General features: G+C 68.7%; 18 protein-coding genes. 12 read left to right on the top strand and 6 right to left on the bottom strand.

All coding sequences use genetic code 11. The features are described 5' to 3' along the window. Window positions 1-22: 22 nt before the first annotated feature. From AB5J56_RS05575 to AB5J56_RS05560, 4 genes are all read left to right on the top strand, one after another. Complete coding sequence (locus AB5J56_RS05575; RefSeq protein ID WP_369230634.1) at window positions 23-871, top strand: DUF4097 domain-containing protein; 849 nt, start codon at window positions 23-25, stop codon at window positions 869-871. A gap of 95 nt (window positions 872-966) precedes the next feature. Next, a complete protein-coding gene (locus AB5J56_RS05570) occupies window positions 967-1,953 on the top strand; it encodes an ATP-binding cassette domain-containing protein (protein ID WP_369242365.1) in 987 nt (328 codons plus the stop codon). After that, on the top strand, window positions 1,950-2,741 hold the full coding sequence (locus tag AB5J56_RS05565; RefSeq protein ID WP_369230633.1) for an ABC transporter permease: 792 nt from the start codon (window positions 1,950-1,952) through the stop codon (window positions 2,739-2,741). Before AB5J56_RS05570 ends, AB5J56_RS05565 begins: the two co-directional genes overlap by 4 nt. A gap of 176 nt (window positions 2,742-2,917) precedes the next feature. After that, window positions 2,918-3,316, top strand: coding sequence for a DUF6355 family natural product biosynthesis protein (locus tag AB5J56_RS05560; RefSeq protein WP_369230631.1), 399 nt, complete (start codon window positions 2,918-2,920; stop codon window positions 3,314-3,316). 63 nt (window positions 3,317-3,379) lie between these two features. Here the strand turns inward: AB5J56_RS05560 and AB5J56_RS05555 are convergent, their stop codons facing one another. Further along, the gene (locus AB5J56_RS05555) at window positions 3,380-4,831 is read right to left on the bottom strand and encodes an amidase (RefSeq protein WP_369230629.1); all 1,452 of its coding nucleotides are present in this window, start codon (window positions 4,829-4,831) and stop codon (window positions 3,380-3,382) included. A gap of 124 nt (window positions 4,832-4,955) precedes the next feature. Between AB5J56_RS05555 and AB5J56_RS05550 the strand changes: the two genes are divergently transcribed. Continuing rightward, on the top strand, window positions 4,956-5,933 hold the full coding sequence (locus tag AB5J56_RS05550; RefSeq protein WP_369230628.1) for a hypothetical protein: 978 nt from the start codon (window positions 4,956-4,958) through the stop codon (window positions 5,931-5,933). A 44-nt stretch (window positions 5,934-5,977) separates the two neighbouring features. Continuing rightward, entirely contained in the window at window positions 5,978-6,469 is a 492-nt protein-coding gene (locus AB5J56_RS05545) for a hypothetical protein (RefSeq protein WP_369230626.1), read from the top strand. A gap of 21 nt (window positions 6,470-6,490) precedes the next feature. Here the strand turns inward: AB5J56_RS05545 and AB5J56_RS05540 are convergent, their stop codons facing one another. Continuing rightward, window positions 6,491-6,931 carry a MarR family winged helix-turn-helix transcriptional regulator gene (locus tag AB5J56_RS05540; protein WP_369230624.1) on the bottom strand — a complete coding sequence of 147 codons (441 nt, stop codon included), beginning with the start codon at window positions 6,929-6,931 and terminating at the stop codon, window positions 6,491-6,493. A 97-nt stretch (window positions 6,932-7,028) separates the two neighbouring features. Here AB5J56_RS05540 and AB5J56_RS05535 point away from each other — a divergent pair, with 97 nt between their 5' ends. The 3 genes from AB5J56_RS05535 (at window position 7,029) to AB5J56_RS05525 (ending at window position 10,466) form a co-directional block, all read left to right on the top strand. After that, entirely contained in the window at window positions 7,029-7,439 is a 411-nt protein-coding gene (locus AB5J56_RS05535) for a nuclear transport factor 2 family protein (protein WP_369230622.1), read from the top strand. 760 nt (window positions 7,440-8,199) lie between these two features. Continuing rightward, window positions 8,200-9,051 carry an alpha/beta fold hydrolase gene (locus tag AB5J56_RS05530; protein ID WP_369230620.1) on the top strand — a complete coding sequence of 284 codons (852 nt, stop codon included), beginning with the start codon at window positions 8,200-8,202 and terminating at the stop codon, window positions 9,049-9,051. A gap of 545 nt (window positions 9,052-9,596) precedes the next feature. Then, complete coding sequence (locus AB5J56_RS05525; protein WP_369230618.1) at window positions 9,597-10,466, top strand: alpha/beta fold hydrolase; 870 nt, start codon at window positions 9,597-9,599, stop codon at window positions 10,464-10,466. A gap of 322 nt (window positions 10,467-10,788) precedes the next feature. Here the strand turns inward: AB5J56_RS05525 and AB5J56_RS05520 are convergent, their stop codons facing one another. After that, window positions 10,789-11,361, bottom strand: a complete 573-nt coding sequence (locus AB5J56_RS05520) for a TetR/AcrR family transcriptional regulator (protein WP_369230616.1) — start codon at window positions 11,359-11,361, stop codon at window positions 10,789-10,791. A 122-nt stretch (window positions 11,362-11,483) separates the two neighbouring features. Here AB5J56_RS05520 and AB5J56_RS05515 point away from each other — a divergent pair, with 122 nt between their 5' ends. The 3 genes from AB5J56_RS05515 to AB5J56_RS05505 all read left to right on the top strand — a co-directional run bounded on the left by AB5J56_RS05515 (window position 11,484) and on the right by AB5J56_RS05505 (window position 15,898). Continuing rightward, window positions 11,484-12,956 (top strand): amidase, encoded by a 1,473-nt coding sequence (locus AB5J56_RS05515; protein ID WP_369230614.1) that lies wholly within the window; start codon window positions 11,484-11,486, stop codon window positions 12,954-12,956. A gap of 34 nt (window positions 12,957-12,990) precedes the next feature. Beyond that, window positions 12,991-14,556 carry a long-chain fatty acid--CoA ligase gene (locus AB5J56_RS05510; RefSeq protein ID WP_369230612.1) on the top strand — a complete coding sequence of 522 codons (1,566 nt, stop codon included), beginning with the start codon at window positions 12,991-12,993 and terminating at the stop codon, window positions 14,554-14,556. A gap of 97 nt (window positions 14,557-14,653) precedes the next feature. Beyond that, window positions 14,654-15,898, top strand: a complete 1,245-nt coding sequence (locus AB5J56_RS05505) for an NADH:flavin oxidoreductase/NADH oxidase family protein (protein ID WP_369230610.1) — start codon at window positions 14,654-14,656, stop codon at window positions 15,896-15,898. A gap of 329 nt (window positions 15,899-16,227) precedes the next feature. Here the strand turns inward: AB5J56_RS05505 and AB5J56_RS05500 are convergent, their stop codons facing one another. The 3 genes from AB5J56_RS05500 to AB5J56_RS05490 form a co-directional block, all read right to left on the bottom strand. Further along, the gene (locus AB5J56_RS05500; protein WP_369230608.1) at window positions 16,228-17,064 is read right to left on the bottom strand and encodes an SDR family NAD(P)-dependent oxidoreductase; all 837 of its coding nucleotides are present in this window, start codon (window positions 17,062-17,064) and stop codon (window positions 16,228-16,230) included. A 143-nt stretch (window positions 17,065-17,207) separates the two neighbouring features. Further along, window positions 17,208-18,275, bottom strand: a complete 1,068-nt coding sequence (locus AB5J56_RS05495) for an alkene reductase (protein WP_369230606.1) — start codon at window positions 18,273-18,275, stop codon at window positions 17,208-17,210. Window positions 18,276-18,714: 439 nt separating this feature from the next. Continuing rightward, a complete protein-coding gene (locus tag AB5J56_RS05490; protein ID WP_369230604.1) occupies window positions 18,715-20,604 on the bottom strand; it encodes a propionyl-CoA synthetase in 1,890 nt (629 codons plus the stop codon). Window positions 20,605-20,739 lie beyond the last annotated feature (135 nt).

Below are 20,739 nucleotides of genomic sequence, written 5' to 3'. Positions count from 1 at the left end.
GACTCAAGAGGACGGGACAGCCATGCCTTCTTTCGACACCCCCGAACCGATCTCGGTCACCGCCCAAGTGCCCGCCGGTTCCATCCGGTTCACCGCGGGCGACCGCCTCGACACGGTCGTCGAGGTGCAGCCCCGCGACCCGAAGCGGGACAAGGACGTGCGAGCCGCCGAACAGACCGAGGTCACGTACACGAGCGGCGTCCTGACCGTCAGGACGCTGCCCAGGCGCCGCAGTCTCGTCGGTCCCAACGGCCTCGTCGACGTGACGGTCGACCTGCCCACGGGCTCACTCGTCGACGTGACCGGCTCCTGGACCCAGGTGCTCGGCGAGGGCCGGCTAGGCGAGGTCCGTGTGAAGACCTCGACCGGAGACGTCCGCCTCGACACCACCGGCCCGCTGACGCTGACCGTGGCGCACGGCCCGGTCACCGTGGACCGGGTCGAGGGCCTGGCAGAGATCACCAGCAGCAGCGGCAACGTGCGCGTCGGCCTCGTCGATGGCCCCGCCGTCCTGAAGAACTCGCACGGCACCACGACCGTCGGCGCCGTCACCGGCGAGCTGCGGGTGTGCGGCGCCAACGGCGGCATCGACATCGAACGCGCCGAGGCGTCGGTCACCGGAACCTCGACCAACGGCCACCTTCGCATCGCCGAAGTCGCTGGCGGCGAAATCCAGTTGGAGACCTCCAACGGCGCCATCGAGGTCGGCATCCGCGAGGGCGTCGCCGCCTGGCTCGACGTCAGCTCCAACCGCGGGCAGGTACGCAACACACTCGCTGCGTCCGAGACCCCGGAGCAGACCGAGGACACCGTCAAGGTCCGCGCTCGGACCAACTGGGGCAACATCGACGTCCTCCGCGCCAAAGCCTGAGCGCCTCCGTTCCCCTCCGCACCCGTCTCATCTTCTTCGATCTCCCAGTCACTCACTTCAGCCTTCGAACGGGAGGGCCCATGCCTTCATTTGTCATGCCCACAACCATGCAGGGTGATGGTCACCCGGCGCCGGCCGCCATCTCCGCCGTCGGTCTGCGCAAGTCGTACGGCGACAAGGTCGTGCTCGATGGGATCGATCTGCGCATCTCGGCCGGATCCGTGTTCGCGCTGCTCGGTCCGAACGGCGCGGGCAAGACCACGGCCGTGAAGATCCTCTCCACGCTCATCACCGCCGACGGCGGACAGGCCCAGGTCGCCGGCCACGACATCGTCAGGTCACCGCAGGCGGTGCGGGCCGCGATCGGTGTCACCGGTCAGTTCTCCGCCGTGGACGGGTTGATCACCGGTGAGGAGAACATGTTCCTCATGGCGGATCTGCATCACCTGTCCAGGGGGGAGGGGCGGCGGGCCGCCGCCGAGCTCCTGGAGCGTTTCGATCTCGCGGAGGCGGCGAAGAAGCCCGCCTCCACCTACTCCGGCGGCATGAAGCGCCGCCTCGACCTGGCCATGACGCTGGTCGGCGACCCGCGGATCATCTTCCTCGACGAGCCGACCACCGGCCTGGACCCGCGCTCCCGGCACAACATGTGGCAGATCATCCGCGAGCTGGTGTCCGACGGCGTCAGTGTCTTCCTCACCACGCAGTACCTGGAGGAGGCCGACGAACTCGCCGACCGGATCGCGGTGCTGCACGACGGGAAGATCGCCGCCGAGGGCACCGCCGACGAGCTGAAGCGGCTCATCCCGGGCGGGCATGTCCGGCTCCGCTTCACCGACCCGGCCGCCTACCGCCACGCCGCCGCAGCGCTGCGCGAGGTCACTCGGGACGACGAGGCCCTCGCCCTGCAACTGCCCAGTGGCGGCAGCCAGCGCGAGCTGCGCGCGATCCTCGACCGGCTGGACGCCGCCGGCGTCGAGGCGGACGAGCTGACCGTGCACACCCCCGACCTCGACGACGTGTTCTTCGCCCTGACCGCCGACACCCACGTCCCCGCCCAGTCCAAGGAGACCGTCCGATGAGCGCCCTCTCCCTCGCCGTCCGCGACTCGAACACGATGCTGCGCCGCAACCTGCTGCACGCCCGGCGCTATCCGTCCATGACGCTGAATCTGCTGCTCACCCCGGTGATGCTGCTGTTGCTGTTCGTCTACATCTTCGGTGACACGTTCAGTGCCGGTCTCAACGGCGGTCACGCCGACCGGTCCGTCTACATCGCCTATCTCGTTCCGGGCCTGCTGCTGATGACCATCGGTTCCACCACGATCGGTACCGCGGTCTCCGTGTCGATGGACATGACCGAGGGCATCATCGCCCGTTTCCGGACGATGGCCATCCACCGGCCCTCGGTCCTGATCGGGCATGTCATCGGCAGTGTGCTGCAGTGCGTGATGAGCGTGGTCCTGGTCGGCGCGGTCGCGGTGGCCATCGGTTTCCGTTCCACCGACGCCACCGCGCTGGAGTGGCTCGCGGCGTTCGGACTGCTCGTGCTCTTCGCCACGGCGCTGACCTGGATCGCCGTCGGTATGGGTCTGGTCAGCCCGAACCCCGAGGCGGCCAGCAACAACGCGATGCCGCTGATCTTCCTGCCGCTGATCTCCAGCACCTTCGTCCCGGTCGACGCGATGCCGGGCTGGTTCCAGCCCATCGCCGAGTACCAGCCCTTCACCCCTGCCATCGAGACCCTGCGCGGCCTGCTGCTGGGCACCGGGATCGGCCACAACGGATGGCTCGCGGTCGGCTGGTGCATCGGACTCGCGGTACTCGGCTACTTCTGGTCGACCGCGAAGTTCACCGGCGACACGAAGTAGGCCGCGCGGGTGAGCCCAGCCCCCGAAGGACCGTGGCCACGCACTGACGCTTCCCCGCCTCAGCGCATTCCCACCTTTCGATCACTGTCGAAGCGTGTGTCCGAGATGTCGTATCCGGTTACACCTTGTGCACGGAGGGGTCCTGACCTGGGCCTCCGCAGCGAAGGGACGGCAACATGCCTGCAAGTGAACAGATCCTCGTGGCCCGGTCCCGTCGAACCCGCCCGGGCCGGCTGGTCGGCGGACTGGTCGCCGTAGCGCTGACCGTAGCGCTGACCGGTGCGCTGGCCGGAGCGGTGGCGGCGCCCGCGAGCGCGGCGCCCGAGCGCGCCATGTCGGGGACCGCGAAACTGCAGGGCTGCGGCTGGAACGAAGCCGACAACGGCGAGCACGCGTACTACGAGCATTGCGCGACCGACACCAACGTGTGGATCCAGGTGACGCGGTGGGCGCGGGGCGGCTACCACCGCTGCGTCGGTCCGGGTCGCACCAATCTGGACTACGACGCGACGGGCGCCTGGTACGACAGCAACTTCCGCGGCGGGCTGTGCTCCCACCCGGGGGACACCGCCTGACCTCCCGGCGCTTGAACGTGAGCCCCGCTCCCAGATCTGCGGAGCGGGGCTCACGTTCGGGTCCTACTTCGGTGCCTGGAAGCCGCCGAGCTTCTCCTCAAGCAGTTCGGCCAGCCGGAGCGGTGTGCGGTCCTCGAACATCGGACCGATGAGCTGCACTCCCACCGGCAGCCCCTCGGGTGACCGGCCCGTTGGTACGGCGGTGGCGGGCAGGCCGGGCATGGTGGCCACACCGGCCAGGACGAGCTGGTCGAAGTACGGGTACTCGACGCCGTCGATGTCGATCCGGCGTTCCCTCGGATCGGGGTTGTGGTCGTGCGGGAACGCGGGCGTGGGCGTGATGGGACATACGACGGCGTCGAACTCGGCGAAGAGCTGCCGCCAGCCGTGGCGGTGGAGCTCGCGACGGTTGTTCGCCTCGATCCAGTCGCGGTGGTTGAGCACCATGCCGCGCAGCCGCGCCGCATCGAGACTCCGGTCGTCCGCGCTCAGCTCGGCGGCGCGGGTACGCAGCTCCTCGTACGCTTCGACGGGAAAACGTGCGACGGAGCTTGAGAACATCAAGTGCGTGTAGAGCATCGCGGCTTCGGCCAGGTCGGGCAGCAGCGGACTGTGCCGTTCGACGCGGGCGCCGTCGTCGACAAGCGCGTCGGCTACCCGGTTCACGCCCGCCCGTACAGCGGACCCGGTCGGAATGAGCGGATGCTCTTCGAGAACCAGGACCCGGAAGTCGCCGAGCCGTTCGTGGCGCGCGGGCGGCAGCGTCAAGTCGTACGCCGCGCCGAGCGTCAGCGGGTCCGGTCCGGCCATGACGTCGAGCAGGAGTGTGAGGTCGCGAGCGGTGCGCGCCATCGGACCGACGACGGCGAGGTCGTGCTCGACCGGCAGGGCCGGCCCGGGCGGCGGGACCATGCCGCGGCTCGCCGCCAGCCCGAGTGTCGGCTTGTGCGCGTAGATGCCGCAGAAGTGTGCGGGGGTGCGCAACGAACCGGCGAGGTCGGAGCCGATGGACAGCGCGCCGAATCCGGACGCCAGGGCCGCCGCTGATCCGCCGGAGGATCCGCCCGCCGTGCGATCGTGGTCCCAGGGGTTGTTGGTGGTTCCGTAGATCTCGTTGAAGCTCTGAATGTCCTGCAACCCAAAGGGCACATTGGTCTTGCCGAGCACTACCGCGCCTGCGGCCTTGAGCCGCGACACCTGCACCGCGTCCTCCGCCGGCATGAAGTTCCGGTGTGGCGGCAAGCCCCAAGTCGTGGGCAGTCCGGCGATGTCGTAGGACTCCTTGACCGTCACCGGTATGCCGAGCAGCGGGCGGTCCTCGCCGCGGGCGCGCGCCTGGTCGGCATCGCGCGCGGCGACCCGCGCACGGTCGAAGTCCGGCACGCAGATCGCGTTGATCGCTTTGTCGTCCCGCTCGATACGGGCGATCGCCTCGTCGGTCAGTTCCGCCGAGCTCACTTCACCGGCACGCATGGCAGCCGCGAGTTCTTCGGCCGTCTTGAATTTCCACTCCATGAAATCGACCGTACCGACGTCTGCGGCAGGCCACGAAATGCCGCTTCGCGCAACGGGGTTGAAGTGTTGGATGGGCGCCGTGAGAGGCACCGTCCTGCATCCGACCGGCGAGGAGCACTAGGCCGTGAACGTCGAGATCGACCCGCACGTACGCGACACCGCCGCCCAGTTGGGGTCCGGCGTTCCGTACGCCCTGAAGGTTCTGGCCGGTCAGTTGGCCGACGATCCGGATATGGGGCATCCATCGGGTCTGCCCGGAATCCTCACCGTGACGGTCGACGGCGACCTGTTCGAGGACTGCCCCGCCCTGGCCGTCGGCTACATCCGCGAGCCGGACCGCATCGAGATCCGGTACGTGAACCCGGCCCCGTCCGCCGAGCCCGCCGTGGACGCCGAGGATCAGGATGAGGAACAGGGACAGGAGCCGGACCAGCCTGCCGATCCTGCCGCCGACGCGGTCACCGTACGTGAGGTCGCCGACGCCTGGCGGCGCATCACCGGCTGGCTCCAGCTCAACGCCCCCGACTCCCACGCCGCGCTCCGCGCCGGCGTCGGCCCCGCCGCCATCGCAGACCTGGAAGGCGACCTGGGCATCCGGATTCCCCTCGGACTGAGCGTTCTGTGGCTGCTGACCGCGGGCGACGACGGAGTCAACGGCGCGGGATGCCTGCCCGGCAGCCAGGCCCTGATGCCCCTGGACGCCATAGCAACCTTCTACCGGCAGAAGATGGACTCCCAGGCCCACGAGGACACCCTCAACGCCCGCCGTCTCGAAGACGACCGGATCACCGTGTGGAAGGCGTCCTGGATTCCGGTTGTCTCCCACGGCGTGGCCGACCGCACCTCGGGCCTGTACCTGGACGCCACGACCGGCTACCTCGGCCGTTGGTCCCGCTACGACGAAGGCCCCGGCGACGAGCTCGACACCCTGGTCACTTACCTGGAAGAGGCCGCCGACATGCTCGAAGCCCCCGCCCTGGCCACACGAGACCAACCCGGCCTGATCGGTGGGGCTTTGGTGTGGCTCAGCAGTATCGACCCTGCCCAGGAAGACCGGTGGCAGTCCCTGAAACAGGGCGGGGAGACCCCGGGCCTCAGCTGATATCGGAATGCGAACGCGCCCCGGGGCGTGACACAGTCGCTCCCGTGACCTTGATGGACGTCCTCGTCGACTTCGCCGGCACCGGCCACGTCGGGCCCCTTCACTGCGGAATGCTTCTGACCGAGGCCGAGGATCTCCTCGGTCCAGGGCGTCCCCACCCGGCGATCCTCCTGAAAGGGCCCGACATCGACGGCTACCCCTACTCCTGGGGTGGGCTGGAGCTCGTGGTCACCCGGCGGGCGGTCAGCGGTGTCTGGATCAATCTCTGGCCGGGCTCGACCACCAAGCTGCCTTCTCTCGTGCTGCCCGAATCGGAGTCGTACGAGGCCACTGTGCTCCGCGAGGATCTGGTCACGGCTCTGGACGCTGCAGGCTGTGAGCACGTCGTCAACGACACCCTCACGTTCGGCCGGCAGTCCAGCATCCTCGCCCCGGCCGCTGACGTCTGTGCGGTCTTCAGCCTCCCTGGACGGGACAACGACGTGCCTCACCGAGACCGGCACTACCTCGACGTGATGCACAAGCGCGCGGCCTGACACGGCCGGCGAGAACGGCCGTCAGCCCCGTTCGTGCTGGGCGAGAACTCGGCTGAGCAGACGGGTCAGCGTCTGCTGGTCGTCGGCCGACAGCGGTTGAAGCAGGTCGTCCTGGACCTGATCGAGCACCCCGTCCATGCGCCGCAGCTGTCGGACACCGCCTTCGGTGAGAGTCACTTTGTTGCGCCGCCCGTGGTCAGGGTCCGGCGCCCGGTCGACGAAGCCCTGCTCGACCAGTTCGCTCACGGCCGTCACGACGTCGCTGCGGTCCATACGGCACCGGCGGCCGAGCTCGGCCTGGCTCGCCGCCCCGAACTCGTGCAGCGCGGCGAGGATGCGGTAGTGGTATCCGCGCGCCCCGGTCGCGGTGAACCCGTCGAACACCAGCCGACGGGCGTGCACGGCCAGCTGGGTGATCAGCCAACTCGGCTTCACCGCCAGGCGCTCGGGGATCTCGTCCATGGCGGTCACCGTAACAGTGTTGGTGGGACCAACACGCTGCCATAGTGTTGGTCCCACCGACACTGGAGCTGTCATCAGAGTCATCAGAGGAGACTTCGTGCCCGCCGACACCCGGATCGCCGACCGCATCGAGATCGCCGACCTCTTCGCCCGCCTGGCCAACCTGCTGGACGAACAACGACACGACGACGCCCACACCGTCTACACAGACGATTTCGTGGGGCACTCGCCGCGCGGCGAACTGCACGGCCTCGATGAGTTGACCGCACTCCTGAAGCGAAGCCAGGTCACGGGAGAACACACGCAGCACGTGCACGGGGACGTGTTGGTGGACGTCGACGGTGACCGCGCGAAGGCCACGGCGAACCAGCTCACGTACTTCTACCGCAACGGTGAACCACCGCACCGGACAAGCGGGTTGCGAGTGGCCTGCACCGCGGTGCGGACATCGGCGGGCTGGCGATTCAGCGAGATGCAGGTCACGCTCGCCTGGACGCACGGGAGTTGACGTGGTGAGTCCGGAAACCTCTCGATCGGGTTGATCGAGCCATTCGTGGGATTGGGCCGCCCAAGAGCGCTGGGGGTGGCTATCAGGCTGCTGACGTCGCTTCGTCGCCCGGCATCACACGACGACTCGGCCGCCGAAGTGGCCGGTCGGTGGATCGTAAGAGGGCCGAGGTCCGTCGTTCTCTTCCGGCCGTCACGGTGTAAGCGCTGAGCGTCTTGGTGCGGACTGAGGGTGGATCGTCCGATGCCGGCCGGGCGGCGATGCCGTCGGTGACAACCAGTACGCCGTCGGCGTACGCCTGCTTGGTCGGGCCTGTGCTCGCCCTGTCTCGTCGAGCAGGGCGGCGAAGGGGATCCCGGCTCACCCCGACGGCGCGCGGTGTACCTCCCGTGCCGTAAGGATCCACTTGCGGGCCCGGTCTTCCGCGTTTAGCATTACGATCATAAGTTCATACGTCGCACCGAGGGTGCGCCCTCGCGCTCGGCAAGGGGGATTTCGTGGTGACCGGTGTGAGCCGGGAGACGTCCGCATCAATCGTCGCGACGGCTGATCTTCCTCGAGTTCGAAGTGACCGGTGACGCTCGGGCCGACAACTTGGGCGAGCAGTTGATCGAGCGCTTTAGGTAGGCCGATGGCCCGATCGCCAACGCCGGCTCAGGACGTCGGGCGCCGGCCCGGACAACTCCTCACCCCAGTCCCCGCACGCCTTCGGTGCGCTGCGCGAGCAGTCACGGATACCCGCAAACAAGAGATGGACATCATGAGCACGTATCTGGCAGACAAGGTCGAGGGCCTCACCGTCGAAGGTCCCTCCGCGACGTTCACCTACCGGCGGATGGGTCCGCGGGGCGGCGTTCCGCTGGTCCTGCTGAACCGCTTCCGCGGGACCATCGACTGGTGGGACCCGGAGTTCCTGGACTACCTGGCCGCCGACCACGACGTGATCGTGTTCGACAATGTCGGCGTCGGTTACACCGACGGCGAGCCGCGCGACTCCCTCGACGGATTCGCCGAGGGAGCCATCGAGTTCATCGACGCACTGGGCCTCGCGCAGGCCGACCTCCTCGGCTGGTCCCTGGGTGGCATCGTGGCCCAGCGTGTGGCTCTGCGACGTCCCGAGCTGGTCCGCAAGCTCATCGTGGCGGGCAGTGGCCCGGCCGGCTGGGTGCCCGGCGCTCCGGACTTCAGCGAGAAGGTCCTGGGCATCATGAACAAGCCCGATGCCGACCGGGATGACGTCCTGTACCTGTTCTACCCCGAGACGGAGGCGGCCCGCGCCGCTGGGCTCGAGCACTTCGACCACCTCTCGGCCCGGCTAGCCGAGGGCGGCCCCGCGATCTCCGAGGCGGCTGCGCAGGGCATGCTCACGGCAGTGGGTGCTCTCCTGGCGGTCCCCTTCGACCAGGTGGTGGCGGAACTGGAGGCCATAAAGCAGCCCGTCCTCTACGCCAACGGCCTGCACGACGTGATGATCCCCGCCCACGCCTCCTACGTCGCGGTCCAGCACCTCGACAACGCCACCCTCGTCCTCTACACCGGCGCCGGGCATGCCTTCCTCTTCCAGTACGCCAAGGCCTTCACCAAGCAGGTGGCCGACTTCCTCGCCGCCTGACGACGCCGACCGGCCACCGCCCCCGAACGCTGCGGGGCGGCGGCCGGTGGCCCATCGTGCAAGCGCCGCCTCACGGCCGTGTGAGGCGGCGCCTCTGTGCTTGCCGAACGTCACCACTATGAGATCCGGCAGAAGGTCGGTGCTTCCCGGCGACGCGGCCTCGCAGAGATGGCCCATGCTCGACCCGGCCCTCCTGCTCGGCCCGCGAAGGCCATGAGCGCCGAACCGTCGACGCCATCTCCCTCAGAGTCGCGACCAGCTCTGCCGGTGGTCCGCCGCATCGCTGCAGGCCTGTGCTCCTCATCTTTGTCGGCTCGCCGACTTGTGGCTTCATAGAAGTACGGTCATACTGTAATGGTTGGCGTGATGCTGAGGTGCTCGAACCGCACGCGATTCCCGCTCCCACAGCCTGCGAACGCCGACTCGACCCTGCCGACCGCAGCCGTAGTCGACAGACCCAGGTAACTGCTCCGCGCCCGTCCCGTCCCCCAGGGAAAGGGGGGTTGTCGCCCGCTCGCAGAAACCCCGCGCCGAAGGGCATGACCGTGAATCACTCACACGAAGTACGAGGCGACGTGGTGACGTCGTACAAGAACGCGCCGACCCACACCATCAACGCCGGGGGAGTGACCTTTGCCTATCGCGAGCTCGGTCCCCGGTCCGACGTTCCGGTGGTCTTTCTCACCCACCTCGCCGCTGTCCTCGACAACTGGGACCCGCGGGTCGTCGACGGCTTCGCCGCCAAGCGTCGGGTCATCACGTTCGACAGCAGAGGCGTCGGCGCTTCCACCGGTTCGACGCCCCGCACCATCGAGGCGATGGCGGAGGATGCCGTCACCTTCATCCGGGCGCTCGGGTTCGAGTCCGTCGATCTCCATGGCTTCTCGATGGGCGGCATGATCGCCCAGGTGATCGCGCAGACCGAACCGGACCTCGTCCGCAAGCTGATCCTCACGGGCACCGGTCCCGCGGGAGGTGAGGGCATCAAGAACGTGACCTGGCTGTCCCATCTCGACACCGTCCGAGGACTGCTCACCCTTCAGGATCCGAAGCAGTTCCTCTTCTTCACCCGCACCGCGGGCGGGCGCCGGGCCGGGAAGGAGTTCCTGGCCCGGCTGAAGGAGCGCACCCAGGACCGGGACAAGGCGATCTCCCCCGTTTCGTACAGCAACCAGCTCAAGGCCATTCACCGCTGGGGGCTGAAGCGACCCCAGGATCTCTCCGTCATCCACCAGCCCGTGCTCGTCGTAAACGGCGACAGCGACAGGATGGTTCCGTCCGTGAACTCGACCGACCTGGCGCGGCGAGTGCCGAACGGCGAGTTGGTGATCTACCCCGACGCCGGCCACGGCGGCATCTTCCAGTTCCACCAGCAGTTCGTGGAGACGGCTCTCGAGTTCCTCGAACGGCGGTAGGAGCGAAGTGCGGTGGTCGGTCGAGCCGCAGGCGTTGCCTCAGAGTCGTGACACCCTTCGGGTGAGCGGCTCGAGGCGCCCGCCTGGAGTGGCTGACGTGCTTGTTTCTTGGCCACCCGGCGATGGTGAGGCGGTCGTCGTGCATCGCAGGACGGTCATGTCGGGCCCGGCGTGATGGGTACCCCTTCCAGCGGCTCCGTGGGTGGCCGCGAGCCGTCCCGCTCGGGGCGCGCAGGGCTGTCGCCGCCCCCGGGCTCGACCTCCTCACGCATGGCGCGGCGGAAGCAGTCGACCATCACCCGGCCGCGGGTTGACGGCCCCCTCAGCGCATGAACGCCAGGCCGTTCTCGATTCCCTGCTCAAGGACCTCGTCGGCGAACTTCCGGTCGGAGAGGGCGCGGGACAATTGCAGCGTCCCCACCATCATCGTGTAGAGCCCGATGGCCGTGCCGCGAGCGGACTGCGGATCCTCGGGTGTCAGGCGGGCGGCGATCTCTTCCACGATGGCCTTCGCACCCTCGGTGTAGGCCTGCTTGGTCTCGTCCCCGCAGCGGCCGATCTCGTCGAGCAGGGCGGCGGAGGGGCATCCGGAGCCGGGGTTGTCCCGGTGCTCGGGGGACAGGTATTCGCGAACGAAGTCCTCAAGTCCCGGGCGGCCGGGCTGCAGCGCGCCGTACGCCGCGATCTGTGTGCGCAGTTCGTCTGCGACGACGTTGGCCACGAGGTCGTCCTTGGACTCGAAATGGGCGTAGAACGCTCCGTTGGTGAGCCCCGCGTCCGACATCAGCGTGGAGATGCCCGAGCCGTCGATGCCGTCCTGCTTGAACCGATGACCGGCCTTCTCGATGATCCGTTGCCGTGTCACCTGCTTGTGCTCCTTGGCGTAGCGCGCCACAGGGTTCCTCCGTTCGCTTCGCGGGCCATTGCCTCGCACCCCATCCTAATCTATGGTCTGACGTACGTAATATTACGGTCGACAGGTAATTTTGTCGGCCACCGTCGGAGATGAGGCGTGCCGTGAGCGACGTTCCCTTCCAGTCCGCCGTCGAGCAGTCACGCGCGCTGGCCGCGGGGGAGATCTCGAGCCGGGAGCTCGTCGAGCTCTATCTCGAGCGGATCGCCACCCACAACACCGCACTGAACGCGGTGGTGACCCTCGATCGCGAGCGCGCCCGCCGCGAGGCCCGGGAAGCGGACGCCGCGCGGGCAGCTGGGCGGGACCTCGGTCCGTTGCACGGGCTGCCGATCACGGTCAAGGACAGCTTCGAGACTGCCGGGATGCGTACCGTCTGCGGGCGCACCGATCTGAAGGACTACGTCCCCGACCAGGACGCCGAGGCGGTCAAACGGCTCCGCTCGGCCGGTGCGGTGATCATGGGGAAGAGCAACATGCCGCCGGGCAACCAGGACGTCCAGGCGGACAACCCGGTGTTCGGTCCCTCGTCCAACCCGTGGGACACGACCCGCACCTCGGGAGGGTCCGCCGGGGGCGGCGCCGTCGCCACCGCCGCGGGCCTCACGGCCTTCGACTTCGGCTCGGAAATCGGCGGATCGACCAGAATCCCGTCCCACTTCAACGGCCTGTACGGGCACAAGTCGACCTGGCGATCGATACCCCTCATCGGGCACGTTCCCGGCGGCCCGGGCACCGGACGATGGACGAACGCCGACATGGCCTGCGGCGGCGCACAGGTCCGCGACGCCCGCGACCTCGTCCCCATCCTGCGGGCAACGGTCGGGGCGGCCGACTACGACGGCGGCTTCAGCTACACGCTCGCACCGCCACGAGCGACCCGGCTCGCCGACTTCCGGGTCGCCGTCTGGGGCGAGGATCCCGCGTGCCCGGTCGACAGCGACATCACGGGGGCCATGGACGACGCGGTCGCCGTGCTGCGAGCGGCCGGCGCGAAGGTCACCGTCCAGCCTCCGAACCTCCCCGTCGACATCGCGACCAATCACCGGAAGGCCTTCCTGCCCCTGCTCTACGGCGCGCTGTCCTACGACCGCACCGGCCTCACTCCTGCCCCCAACGCCGCGCTGCTGGCCCGGCTCGTCCAGCACCCGCGCGGCGACGCCGGTCCCGCCCTGCTCGGAACCTTCCAGTCCCACTATCGCTGGCAGCTGGCCCACGCGGCGCGCAACGAGCTCAGGCAGCGATGGTTCGAGTTCTTCCAGGACTTCGACATCGTGCTCATGCCGGTCACCCCGACAGCCGCCCCCGCCCACCACAACAAGCTGATCGACCGGTTCGGGCGGCCCTTCGAAGTCGACGGCGTGCGCCGCCCTTACTGGGACCAGGTCAAGTGGAACGCCGTTGCCAATGTCTCCGGGGGACCGGCGACGACCATCCCCGTGCGCAAGAGCAGAAGCGGACTGCCCATCGGTGTGCAGGCCATGGGACCGAGCGGGGGCGATCTCACCACCATCGAGTTCGCCGCGCTGCTGGGCCGGGAAGTGGACGGCTTCGTGCCGCCTCCGGCCTTCGTCTAGACCCAGACCGCCCCGAGAGCCAAGGAAGACGACGATGCACAACCCGAGCCGCAACGTGTCACGACTGCTGACGGATTCCGCGTCCCGCTACCCGGAGCGCACCGCGATCGTCTTCGGCGACGACCGCGTCACGTACGGCGCCCTCGACGCCGCGGCCAACCGCGTCGCGAACCTGCTCGACTCCCGCGGGATCCGGCCGGGTGACAAGGTCGCACTGTCCTGCCCCAACCTGCCCCACTTCTCCAGCATCTACTTCGGCATCCTCAAGGCCGGGGCCGCGGTCGTGCCGCTGAACGTCCTGCTGAAGGCCCGAGAGGTCGCCTACCACCTCACCGACTCCGACGCGAAGGCGTACTTCGCCTTCGAAGGCACGCCGGAGCTGCCGATCGGGCAGGCCGCGTGGGAGGGGTTTCAGGCGAACGCGGGCTGCACCGAGTTCTTCCTGATCGAGAGCGGCGGCGCGCCCCGGTCCGGAGGCGGGGCGGCGGAGTCGTACGCCTCGGTCGTGGCCGAGCAGCCCGTGACGTTCCGGACGGTCGAACGCGACGAGGACGACACCGCGGTGGTCCTCTACACGTCCGGCACGACCGGCCGGCCCAAGGGCGCGGAGCTGCGGCACCGCAACGTGTACGACAACGCGCTCGCCGGCGTCGACCTGTTCGCCTCCGATCCGGAGCGCCCGGACACCTATCTGTGTGTGCTGCCGCTGTTCCACGCCTTCGGCCAGACCGTCATCCAGAACGGCGCCTTCGCCTTCGGCGGCACCATCGTGATGCAGCCGAGGTTCGAGGCGCGGGCCGCCCTGCGTCTCATGCTCGACCACGACGTGACGTTCTTCGCCGGGGTTCCGACGATGTACTGGGGTCTCCTCGCGGCACTGGACGAGACGGTCGACGTCGCCCGCCTGGCCGCGAACCTTCGCGTGGCGGCGGCCGGTGGATCGGCCCTGCCCGCCGAGATCCACAAGCAGTTCGGGGACCGCTTCGGGGTCACGATCCTCGAGGGATACGGGCTGTCCGAGACCTCCCCGATCGCGTCCTTCTCCCCGTTCGGCGAGGCACCCCGCGTCGGGTCGATCGGGATACCCATCCCGGGCGTGGAGATGAAGCTCATCCGCGACGACTGGTCCGATGCCGCGGGCGGCCCCGACGAGGTCGGGGAGATCGCGATCAAGGGGCACAACGTCATGAAGGGCTACTACAAACGGCCCGAGGCGACGGCCGAGGCGATCCGGGAGGGCTGGTTTCGCTCCGGCGACCTCGCCCGCAAGGACGAGGACGGCTTCTACTACATCGTCGACCGATCCAAAGACATGATCATCCGCGGTGGCTTCAACGTCTATCCGCGCGAGGTCGAGGAAGTGCTCATGGAGCACCCCGCGGTCTCGCTCGTCGCCGTCATCGGCATCCCGCACGACTCCCACGGCGAGGAGATCAAGGCCGTCGTGGTGAAGAAGGCGGGGAGTGGCACGACGGAGGAGGAACTCGCCGCCTGGGCGAAGGAGCGGCTCGCCGCGTACAAGTACCCGCGCGTCGTCCAGTTCGTCGACGCGCTGCCCCTGACGTCCACCGGCAAGATCCTCAAGCGTGAACTCGCCTGACCGCGACGCCGCCCGGGAACGCCGAGGGCGGGATCGACGACCCACCTTGCCCCTCACCCCTGCCCACGCGTCCGTCCCGAAAGAAGGAAATCCGTCCATGACCTCCCTGCACGGCCACCTGACCCTGCCCAACGGCCAGGTGCTACCGAACCGGATCATGAAGTCCGCGCTGAGCGAGGCACTCGCCGACAAGCGCAACGCCCCGGACCATCGCCTCGAACAGCTCTACCGGACCTGGAGCCGGGGCGGGTACGGACTGATCATCACCGGCAACGTCATGGTCGACCGCGCCCAACTCGGCGAGCCGGGCAATGTCGCCATCGAGGACGATCGCGACCTCCCCGCGCTCACCCGATGGGCCACGGCGACCAAGGACGCCGGCATCCCGACCTGGGTGCAGCTCAACCATCCCGGCCGTCAGGCCAACATGCTCGCGCTCGGGCACACACCGGTCGCGCCCAGCCCGATCACGCTCAACCTGCCCGGCGCCACCAAGCCCCGCGAGCTGACGTCCGAGGAGATCGAGGACATCATCGAGCGGTTCGCGACCGCGGCGGCGGTGTGCGAGACGGCCGGCTTCGCCGGGGTGCAGGTACACGGAGCTCACGGCTACCTGGTCAACCAGTTCCTCTCCCCGCTGTCGAACCGGAGAGACGACGAATGGGGCGGCGACCCCGAGCGCCGGATGCGTTTCGTCCTCGAGGTCGTGCGCCGCATACGGTCCCGGGTGTCACCCGGCTTCGCCGTATCCGTCAAGCTGAACTCGGCCGACTTCCAGCGCGGTGGATTCACCGAGGAGGAGTCCCGCTCCGTCGTCGCGGCTCTGGCGAAGGAAGGACTCGACCTGATCGAGGTCAGCGGCGGCAATTACGAGTCGCCGGCGATGACAGGCACCGCCGCGGCGTCGACACGCGCCCGCGAGGCCTACTTCCTGGAGTATGCCCGCACGGTGCGCGGCCTGGTCGGCGATGTTCCGTTGGCGGTCACGGGTGGCTTCCGCTCCCGTGACGCGATGGAGGACGCCGTCGCCACGGGCGAGTGCGACGTTGTGGGTATGGGCCGGCCCACCGCCACGACGCCCGATGCCGCGGACGTGATCCTGGCGGGTCGCGCCGAGACGGTCGTCGCACACCAGCTGCGCTTCGGGATGCGCCGGGTACTCGGCAAGTTCGCCGACCTCAAGGCGCTCGACGGTGTGCTCGACCTCGGCTGGCACGCCGACCAGCTGCATCGACTGGGCGCGGGGCTCGACCCCGACCTGGGTCGCGGGCGTCTCGCCACCACCGTCTCGATGATTCGACGAAACGGCAGGACGTCCTTCCGTCGCAAACGCGGAGCCTGAGGTCCCACCCGGCCCCCTGGCGAGGCAGAGTGAGGGATCAGATCGCCAAGGGGGCCGGCTGAACTGCGGTATGCCGTCGAGCCGCCTCGGTGAAGGTCTCGAAGAGACGACTATGGAGAACCGTTCGCCGGCATCGACCTCGCACTCAAGAACGAGGTCGGCCAGTCGACCGGGATCAAGTACGTCCATCGCCGTGGCGAGTGGGCAGGCCTGCCCGTATCTGCGTGCGGCTCCCGTGCGTTCCACCCCAGCGAGATGTTCCGACGGGACAACGCGAGGGCCAGGGCGTTCCATTCACCCTGGCCCTCATACGACAGCTGCTGCAGGACTCAATGTCCTTCGAGCCTGCCGAGCAGCGCGCGTACCTTGAGATCACCGGCCAGACGTGCGTCGATCACCGGGTTGATCACCCCTCGCAGGGCGGACAGCGGTGTCCAGCGGGCCGGCCGGATCACGCGCGGTGAACGGTGCTCGATGGCATGCGCGATGGCATGAGCAGCCTGGTCCGGTTCAAGGCGCTTGCGCAGCGGTCGTGGCGTTGTCCTGGACAGGAGCTTGCCGATCGTCGGGTCCTCGTCGACGCCGTTTCTGATCATGTCCGTCTGGATCAGCGAGAAGTAGGCGGTGGTGGCAGAAGCGCCGTGCCGGGCGAGTTCCACTCGGAGTCCACGTCCGAGCTGCTCCACCGCGGCCTTGCTCATGGCGTAGGGAATCGCCCCCATGCCATTGAGGAAAGCGAATACCGAACTGATCAGCACGACCTGCCCCTGGTTGGCGACGATCTGCTTCATCGCCGCGTTCACGGTGTTGACAGCACCGTTGACGTTCACGGCCAGCACTTTGTCGATCGCGGGAGCGGGCATGGTGCGCAGTGTGGAACCACGCCCCATGACGCCGGCGTTCGCGATCACGACGTCGACCCGCCCGAACCGCTCACAGATGTGAGCCACGGCAGCGTCGAGGGCGTCGCGGTCGCAGACGTCTGCAGTGAAGCCGGCGACGCCGGACGGTGAGATGCGTGCTGCGATCTCCGGCGTGTTCGGATGCAGATCCACGATGCCGACCCGTGCACCGCGAGCGAGGAGGGCCCGAGCCGTCGCGCTCCCGAGCCCGCCGGTGCCGCCGGTGATGAGTACGACCTTGTCGGCGAGTTCGTATGCCGTCATGCGGATGCCTCGTCTTCAGTCATTGGGCGTTGTCCGCGTCCACGTTCGGTGCGGCTAGTCCGAATTCGGGTCTGAGGGGCGGGACTTCACGATCACTGTTGAGGCGCCCGAGGTCGGTGATCCCTCGGATGCCGGGCCCTTCGTCAGGCGGCGTAGGTGGGGTAGTCGGTGTAGCCGGTCGCGCCGCCGCCGTAGAAGGTGGCGGGGTCCGGGGTGTTCAGAGGGGCGTCGGCACGTACGCGCTCGACCAGGTCGGGGTTGGCGAGGGCCATCGAGCCGACGGTGATGACGTCGGCCAGGCCGTCCTGGATGTCCTTGGCGCGGGTGGCTATGTCCGTGCCGGCCCGGTTGAGGAGCAGCGTGGTCGGCCACAACTTGCGGAGGGTGTGCAGGAGTTCGTCGTCGCTGCCGTGGCCGATGTGGAGGTAGGCGAGGTTGAGGGGGGCGAGGGCGCGCAGGAGGTGCGGGTAGAGCTCGTGGGGGTCGTTCTCCACGAGGTCGTTGATCTGGAAGGGGTTGCCGGGGGAGATCCGGATGCCGGTGCGGCCGGCGCCGATCTCGTCGGCCACGGCCGTGGCGACCTCGACGGCGAAGCGGATGCGGTTGTCGAGGGAGCCGCCGTACTGGTCGGTGCGCTGGTTGGTGCTGGGGAAGAGGAACTGGTTGACCAGGTAGCCGTTGGCGCCGTGGATCTCGACGCCGTCGGCGCCGGCCGCGATGGCGGCCGCGGCGGCGCGCCGGAAGTCGTCGACGGTCGCGGTGACCTCCTCGGTGGACAGTTCGCGCGGCTCCGGCATCTCCTGGAGCCCGGACGGGGTGAACGTCTGGCCCGCAGGCTTGATCGCGGAGGGTGCCACCGGCTGCCGGTGGTGGGGGGTGTTGTCGGGGTGGGCGATGCGTCCGGCGTGCATCAGCTGGATGACGATGCGCCCGTCGGCCTTGTGTACGGCGTCGGTGACCTTGCGCCAGCCGGCGATGTGCTCCTCGGTGTAGATGCCCGGAGTCACCGGGTAGCCCTGTCCGTCGGCGGAGGGCTGCGTGCCCTCGGTGATGATGAGCGCGTGCGAGGCGCGCTGGGCGTAGTACTCGGCGTTCAGCTCGGTCGGCACGCCGGCCGGGGTGGCCCGGCTGCGGGTCAGGGGGGCCATGGCCAGCCGGTGCGGCAGGGGGATCTCTCCGACGACGGTCGGGTTCCACAGGGCGTTGAGCATGGGTGATTCCTCAGATTGTGGGTGGCGTACGGCCACAGAAGGGGCGGTCAACATGTGGGCGTGGTCGGCCGGGTGGAGACCCAGTGCCTTCCACTGACGCCGAGCCCGCTGACGCGCCCGTCATGAGCGGTGCCGGTCAAGGCGTCATCGACACTCAAATGAAATTACGAGCGTAATTCTATTTGGTGTGGCCGGTAGGTGCAAGCCGGATCCGAGGTGAGCCGAGGGGACTGTGGCGCGCCGACACCGTCGGTCGGGTTGGCGTGGTGCGCTTCGGTCAGTCGGAGCACACCACGGGGGTCGGGACGGCCGGTGGGGCCCCGACCGTCCGACCCGAACGCGAAACTGCCGTGGACCGCCCAGCCGGGCCGAGCGGCCTGGTCCCGGTGGTCGGTGGACGCGCCACCTCGCCACCGCCTGCCAGGCCGTCAGCCGGTGCTCATGGGGTGTGGTCCGCGCGGCGGAGAACGGGACGCAGGGCCTCGATGACGGCGGGGTCGTCCACGGTGGAGGGGATGGGTTCGTCGTGACCGTCGGCGATGCCTCGCATGGTCTTGCGCAGGATCTTTCCGGAGCGGGTTTTGGGCAGGGCGGGCACGATGGCGACGTCCTTGAGGGAGGCGACGGCGCCGATGCGGTCGCGGACGAGCTGGACGAGTTCGGCCTCGACCTCGCCGGGTTTGCGGTGGGTGCCGGCCTTGAGGACGACGAGGCCGCGCGGTACCTGTCCCTTGAGGGCGTCGGCGACGCCGATGACGGCGCATTCGGCGACGTCGGGGTGGGCGGCCAGGGTCTCTTCCATGCTGCCGGTGGACAGCCGGTGGCCGGCGACGTTGATGACGTCGTCGGTGCGGCCCATGACGAAGACGTAGCCGTCGGCGTCGAGGTGGCCGCTGTCGCCGGTGAGGTAGTAGCCGTCGAAGGCGGAGAGGTAGGAGGCGATGAAGCGGTCGTCGTCGTTCCAGAGCGTGGGCAGCGAGCCGGGCGGCAGGGGGAGTTTGACGACGATCGCGCCGTCGACGCCCGCGGGGACCGGTTCACCGGCGGCGTTCAGGACATGGACGTCCCAGCCGGGCAGTGGGCGGGTGGGGGAGCCGGGCTTGACGGGCGCGGCCTCGATGCCGACCGGGTTGGCGACGATGGGCCAGCCGGTCTCCGTCTGCCACCAGTGGTCGATCACCGGGATGTTCAGCAGGTTGCTCGCCCAGTGGTACGTCTCGGGGTCGAGGCGTTCGCCCGCGAGGAAGAGGTAGCGCAGGCCGGACAGGTCGTAGTCCGCGGTCAGTTCACCCTTTGGATCCTGCTTGCGGATGGCGCGGAACGCGGTGGGCGCGGTGAACATCGTCTTGACCTTGTGCTCGGCGGCCACTCGCCAGAACTGGCCCGCGTCCGGCGTGCCGACCGGCTTGCCCTCGTAGAGGACCGTCGTGGCGCCGGCCAGCAGGGGCGCGTAGACGATGTAGGAGTGCCCGACCACCCAGCCGACATCGGAGCCGGTGAACATCGTCTCGCCCGGCCCGATGTCGTAGACGGCGCCCATCGACCAGTGCAGGGCGACCGCGTAGCCGCCGCAGTCGCGGACAACACCCTTGGGTTTCCCGGTCGTTCCGGACGTGTAGAGGATGTACAGGGGGTCGGTGGCGGCGACGGGAACGCAGTCGGCCGGCGGCGCGTCGGCAATGAGGTCGGCCCAGTCGAGATCGTCGGGACCCAACTCGGCCCGCTGCTGCGGGCGTTGCAGGATCACGCTCTTCTCCGGCTTGTGGACCGCGAGTTCGATCGCCTGATCAAGGAGGGGCTTGTACGCGATGACCCGCTTGCCCTCGATACCGCAGGAGGCGGAGACGACCACCTTGGGGGCGGCGTCGTCGATACGCACGGCGAGCTCGTGCGGGGCGAACCCACCGAAGACAACCGAGTGGACCGCGCCGATGCGGGCGCAGGCCAGCATCGCGATCGCGGCCTCCGCAACCATCGGCATGTAGATGACCACCCGGTCGCCGCGCCCCACCCCGAGCTGAGCCAGCGCTCCGGCGAAGGCCGCCACCTCGTCCCTCAACTGGGCGTAGGTGTAAGTGCGTTGGGTTTCAGTGACGGGGGAGTCGTAGACGAGCGCGGGCTGTTCGCCGCGACCGGCCTCGACGTGCCGGTCGAGCGCGTTGAAGCAGACGTTGAGCCGCCCGTCAGGAAACCACCGGTAGAAGGGCGCGCCGGAGGCGTCCAGGGCGCGTCGCGGAGCGACCTCCCAGTCGATGCCCTCCGCCGCCTTCAACCAGAAGGCTTCGGGGTCTTCGGTGCTGGCGCGGAAGACATCCTCGTACGTTCCCATCGCGCACTCCTTTGTGGCTTCGGGGTCCTGCTGCCCTGAAGTCGGACGACGGCGGCAGCGTACAGAGAGTTGTGGGACACGAATACCGCGTGTCATCGACTTGACCGCGGCTCGGGGTGGCGCAAGGCCGCGTGG

It is taken from the genome of Streptomyces sp. R21 (assembly GCF_041051975.1).
GTDB lineage: Bacteria > Actinomycetota > Actinomycetes > Streptomycetales > Streptomycetaceae > Streptomyces.
Note: the sequence above shows the minus strand (reverse complement) of the source record. Positions and strands in the feature narration are given on the sequence as shown.

Coding starts and splice junctions, on each gene's coding strand:
- AB5J56_RS05575 (WP_369230634.1), top strand. CDS start 23: ATGCCTTCTTTCGACACCCCCGAACCGATCTCGGTCACCGCCCAAGTG.
- AB5J56_RS05570 (WP_369242365.1), top strand. CDS start 967: ATGCCCACAACCATGCAGGGTGATGGTCACCCGGCGCCGGCCGCCATC.
- AB5J56_RS05565 (WP_369230633.1), top strand. CDS start 1,950: ATGAGCGCCCTCTCCCTCGCCGTCCGCGACTCGAACACGATGCTGCGC.
- AB5J56_RS05560 (WP_369230631.1), top strand. CDS start 2,918: ATGCCTGCAAGTGAACAGATCCTCGTGGCCCGGTCCCGTCGAACCCGC.
- AB5J56_RS05555 (WP_369230629.1), bottom strand. CDS start 4,831: ATGGAGTGGAAATTCAAGACGGCCGAAGAACTCGCGGCTGCCATGCGT.
- AB5J56_RS05540 (WP_369230624.1), bottom strand. CDS start 6,931: ATGGACGAGATCCCCGAGCGCCTGGCGGTGAAGCCGAGTTGGCTGATC.
- AB5J56_RS05530 (WP_369230620.1), top strand. CDS start 8,200: ATGAGCACGTATCTGGCAGACAAGGTCGAGGGCCTCACCGTCGAAGGT.
- AB5J56_RS05510 (WP_369230612.1), top strand. CDS start 12,991: ATGCACAACCCGAGCCGCAACGTGTCACGACTGCTGACGGATTCCGCG.
- AB5J56_RS05505 (WP_369230610.1), top strand. CDS start 14,654: ATGACCTCCCTGCACGGCCACCTGACCCTGCCCAACGGCCAGGTGCTA.
- AB5J56_RS05500 (WP_369230608.1), bottom strand. CDS start 17,064: ATGACGGCATACGAACTCGCCGACAAGGTCGTACTCATCACCGGCGGC.
- AB5J56_RS05495 (WP_369230606.1), bottom strand. CDS start 18,275: ATGCTCAACGCCCTGTGGAACCCGACCGTCGTCGGAGAGATCCCCCTG.
- AB5J56_RS05490 (WP_369230604.1), bottom strand. CDS start 20,604: ATGGGAACGTACGAGGATGTCTTCCGCGCCAGCACCGAAGACCCCGAA.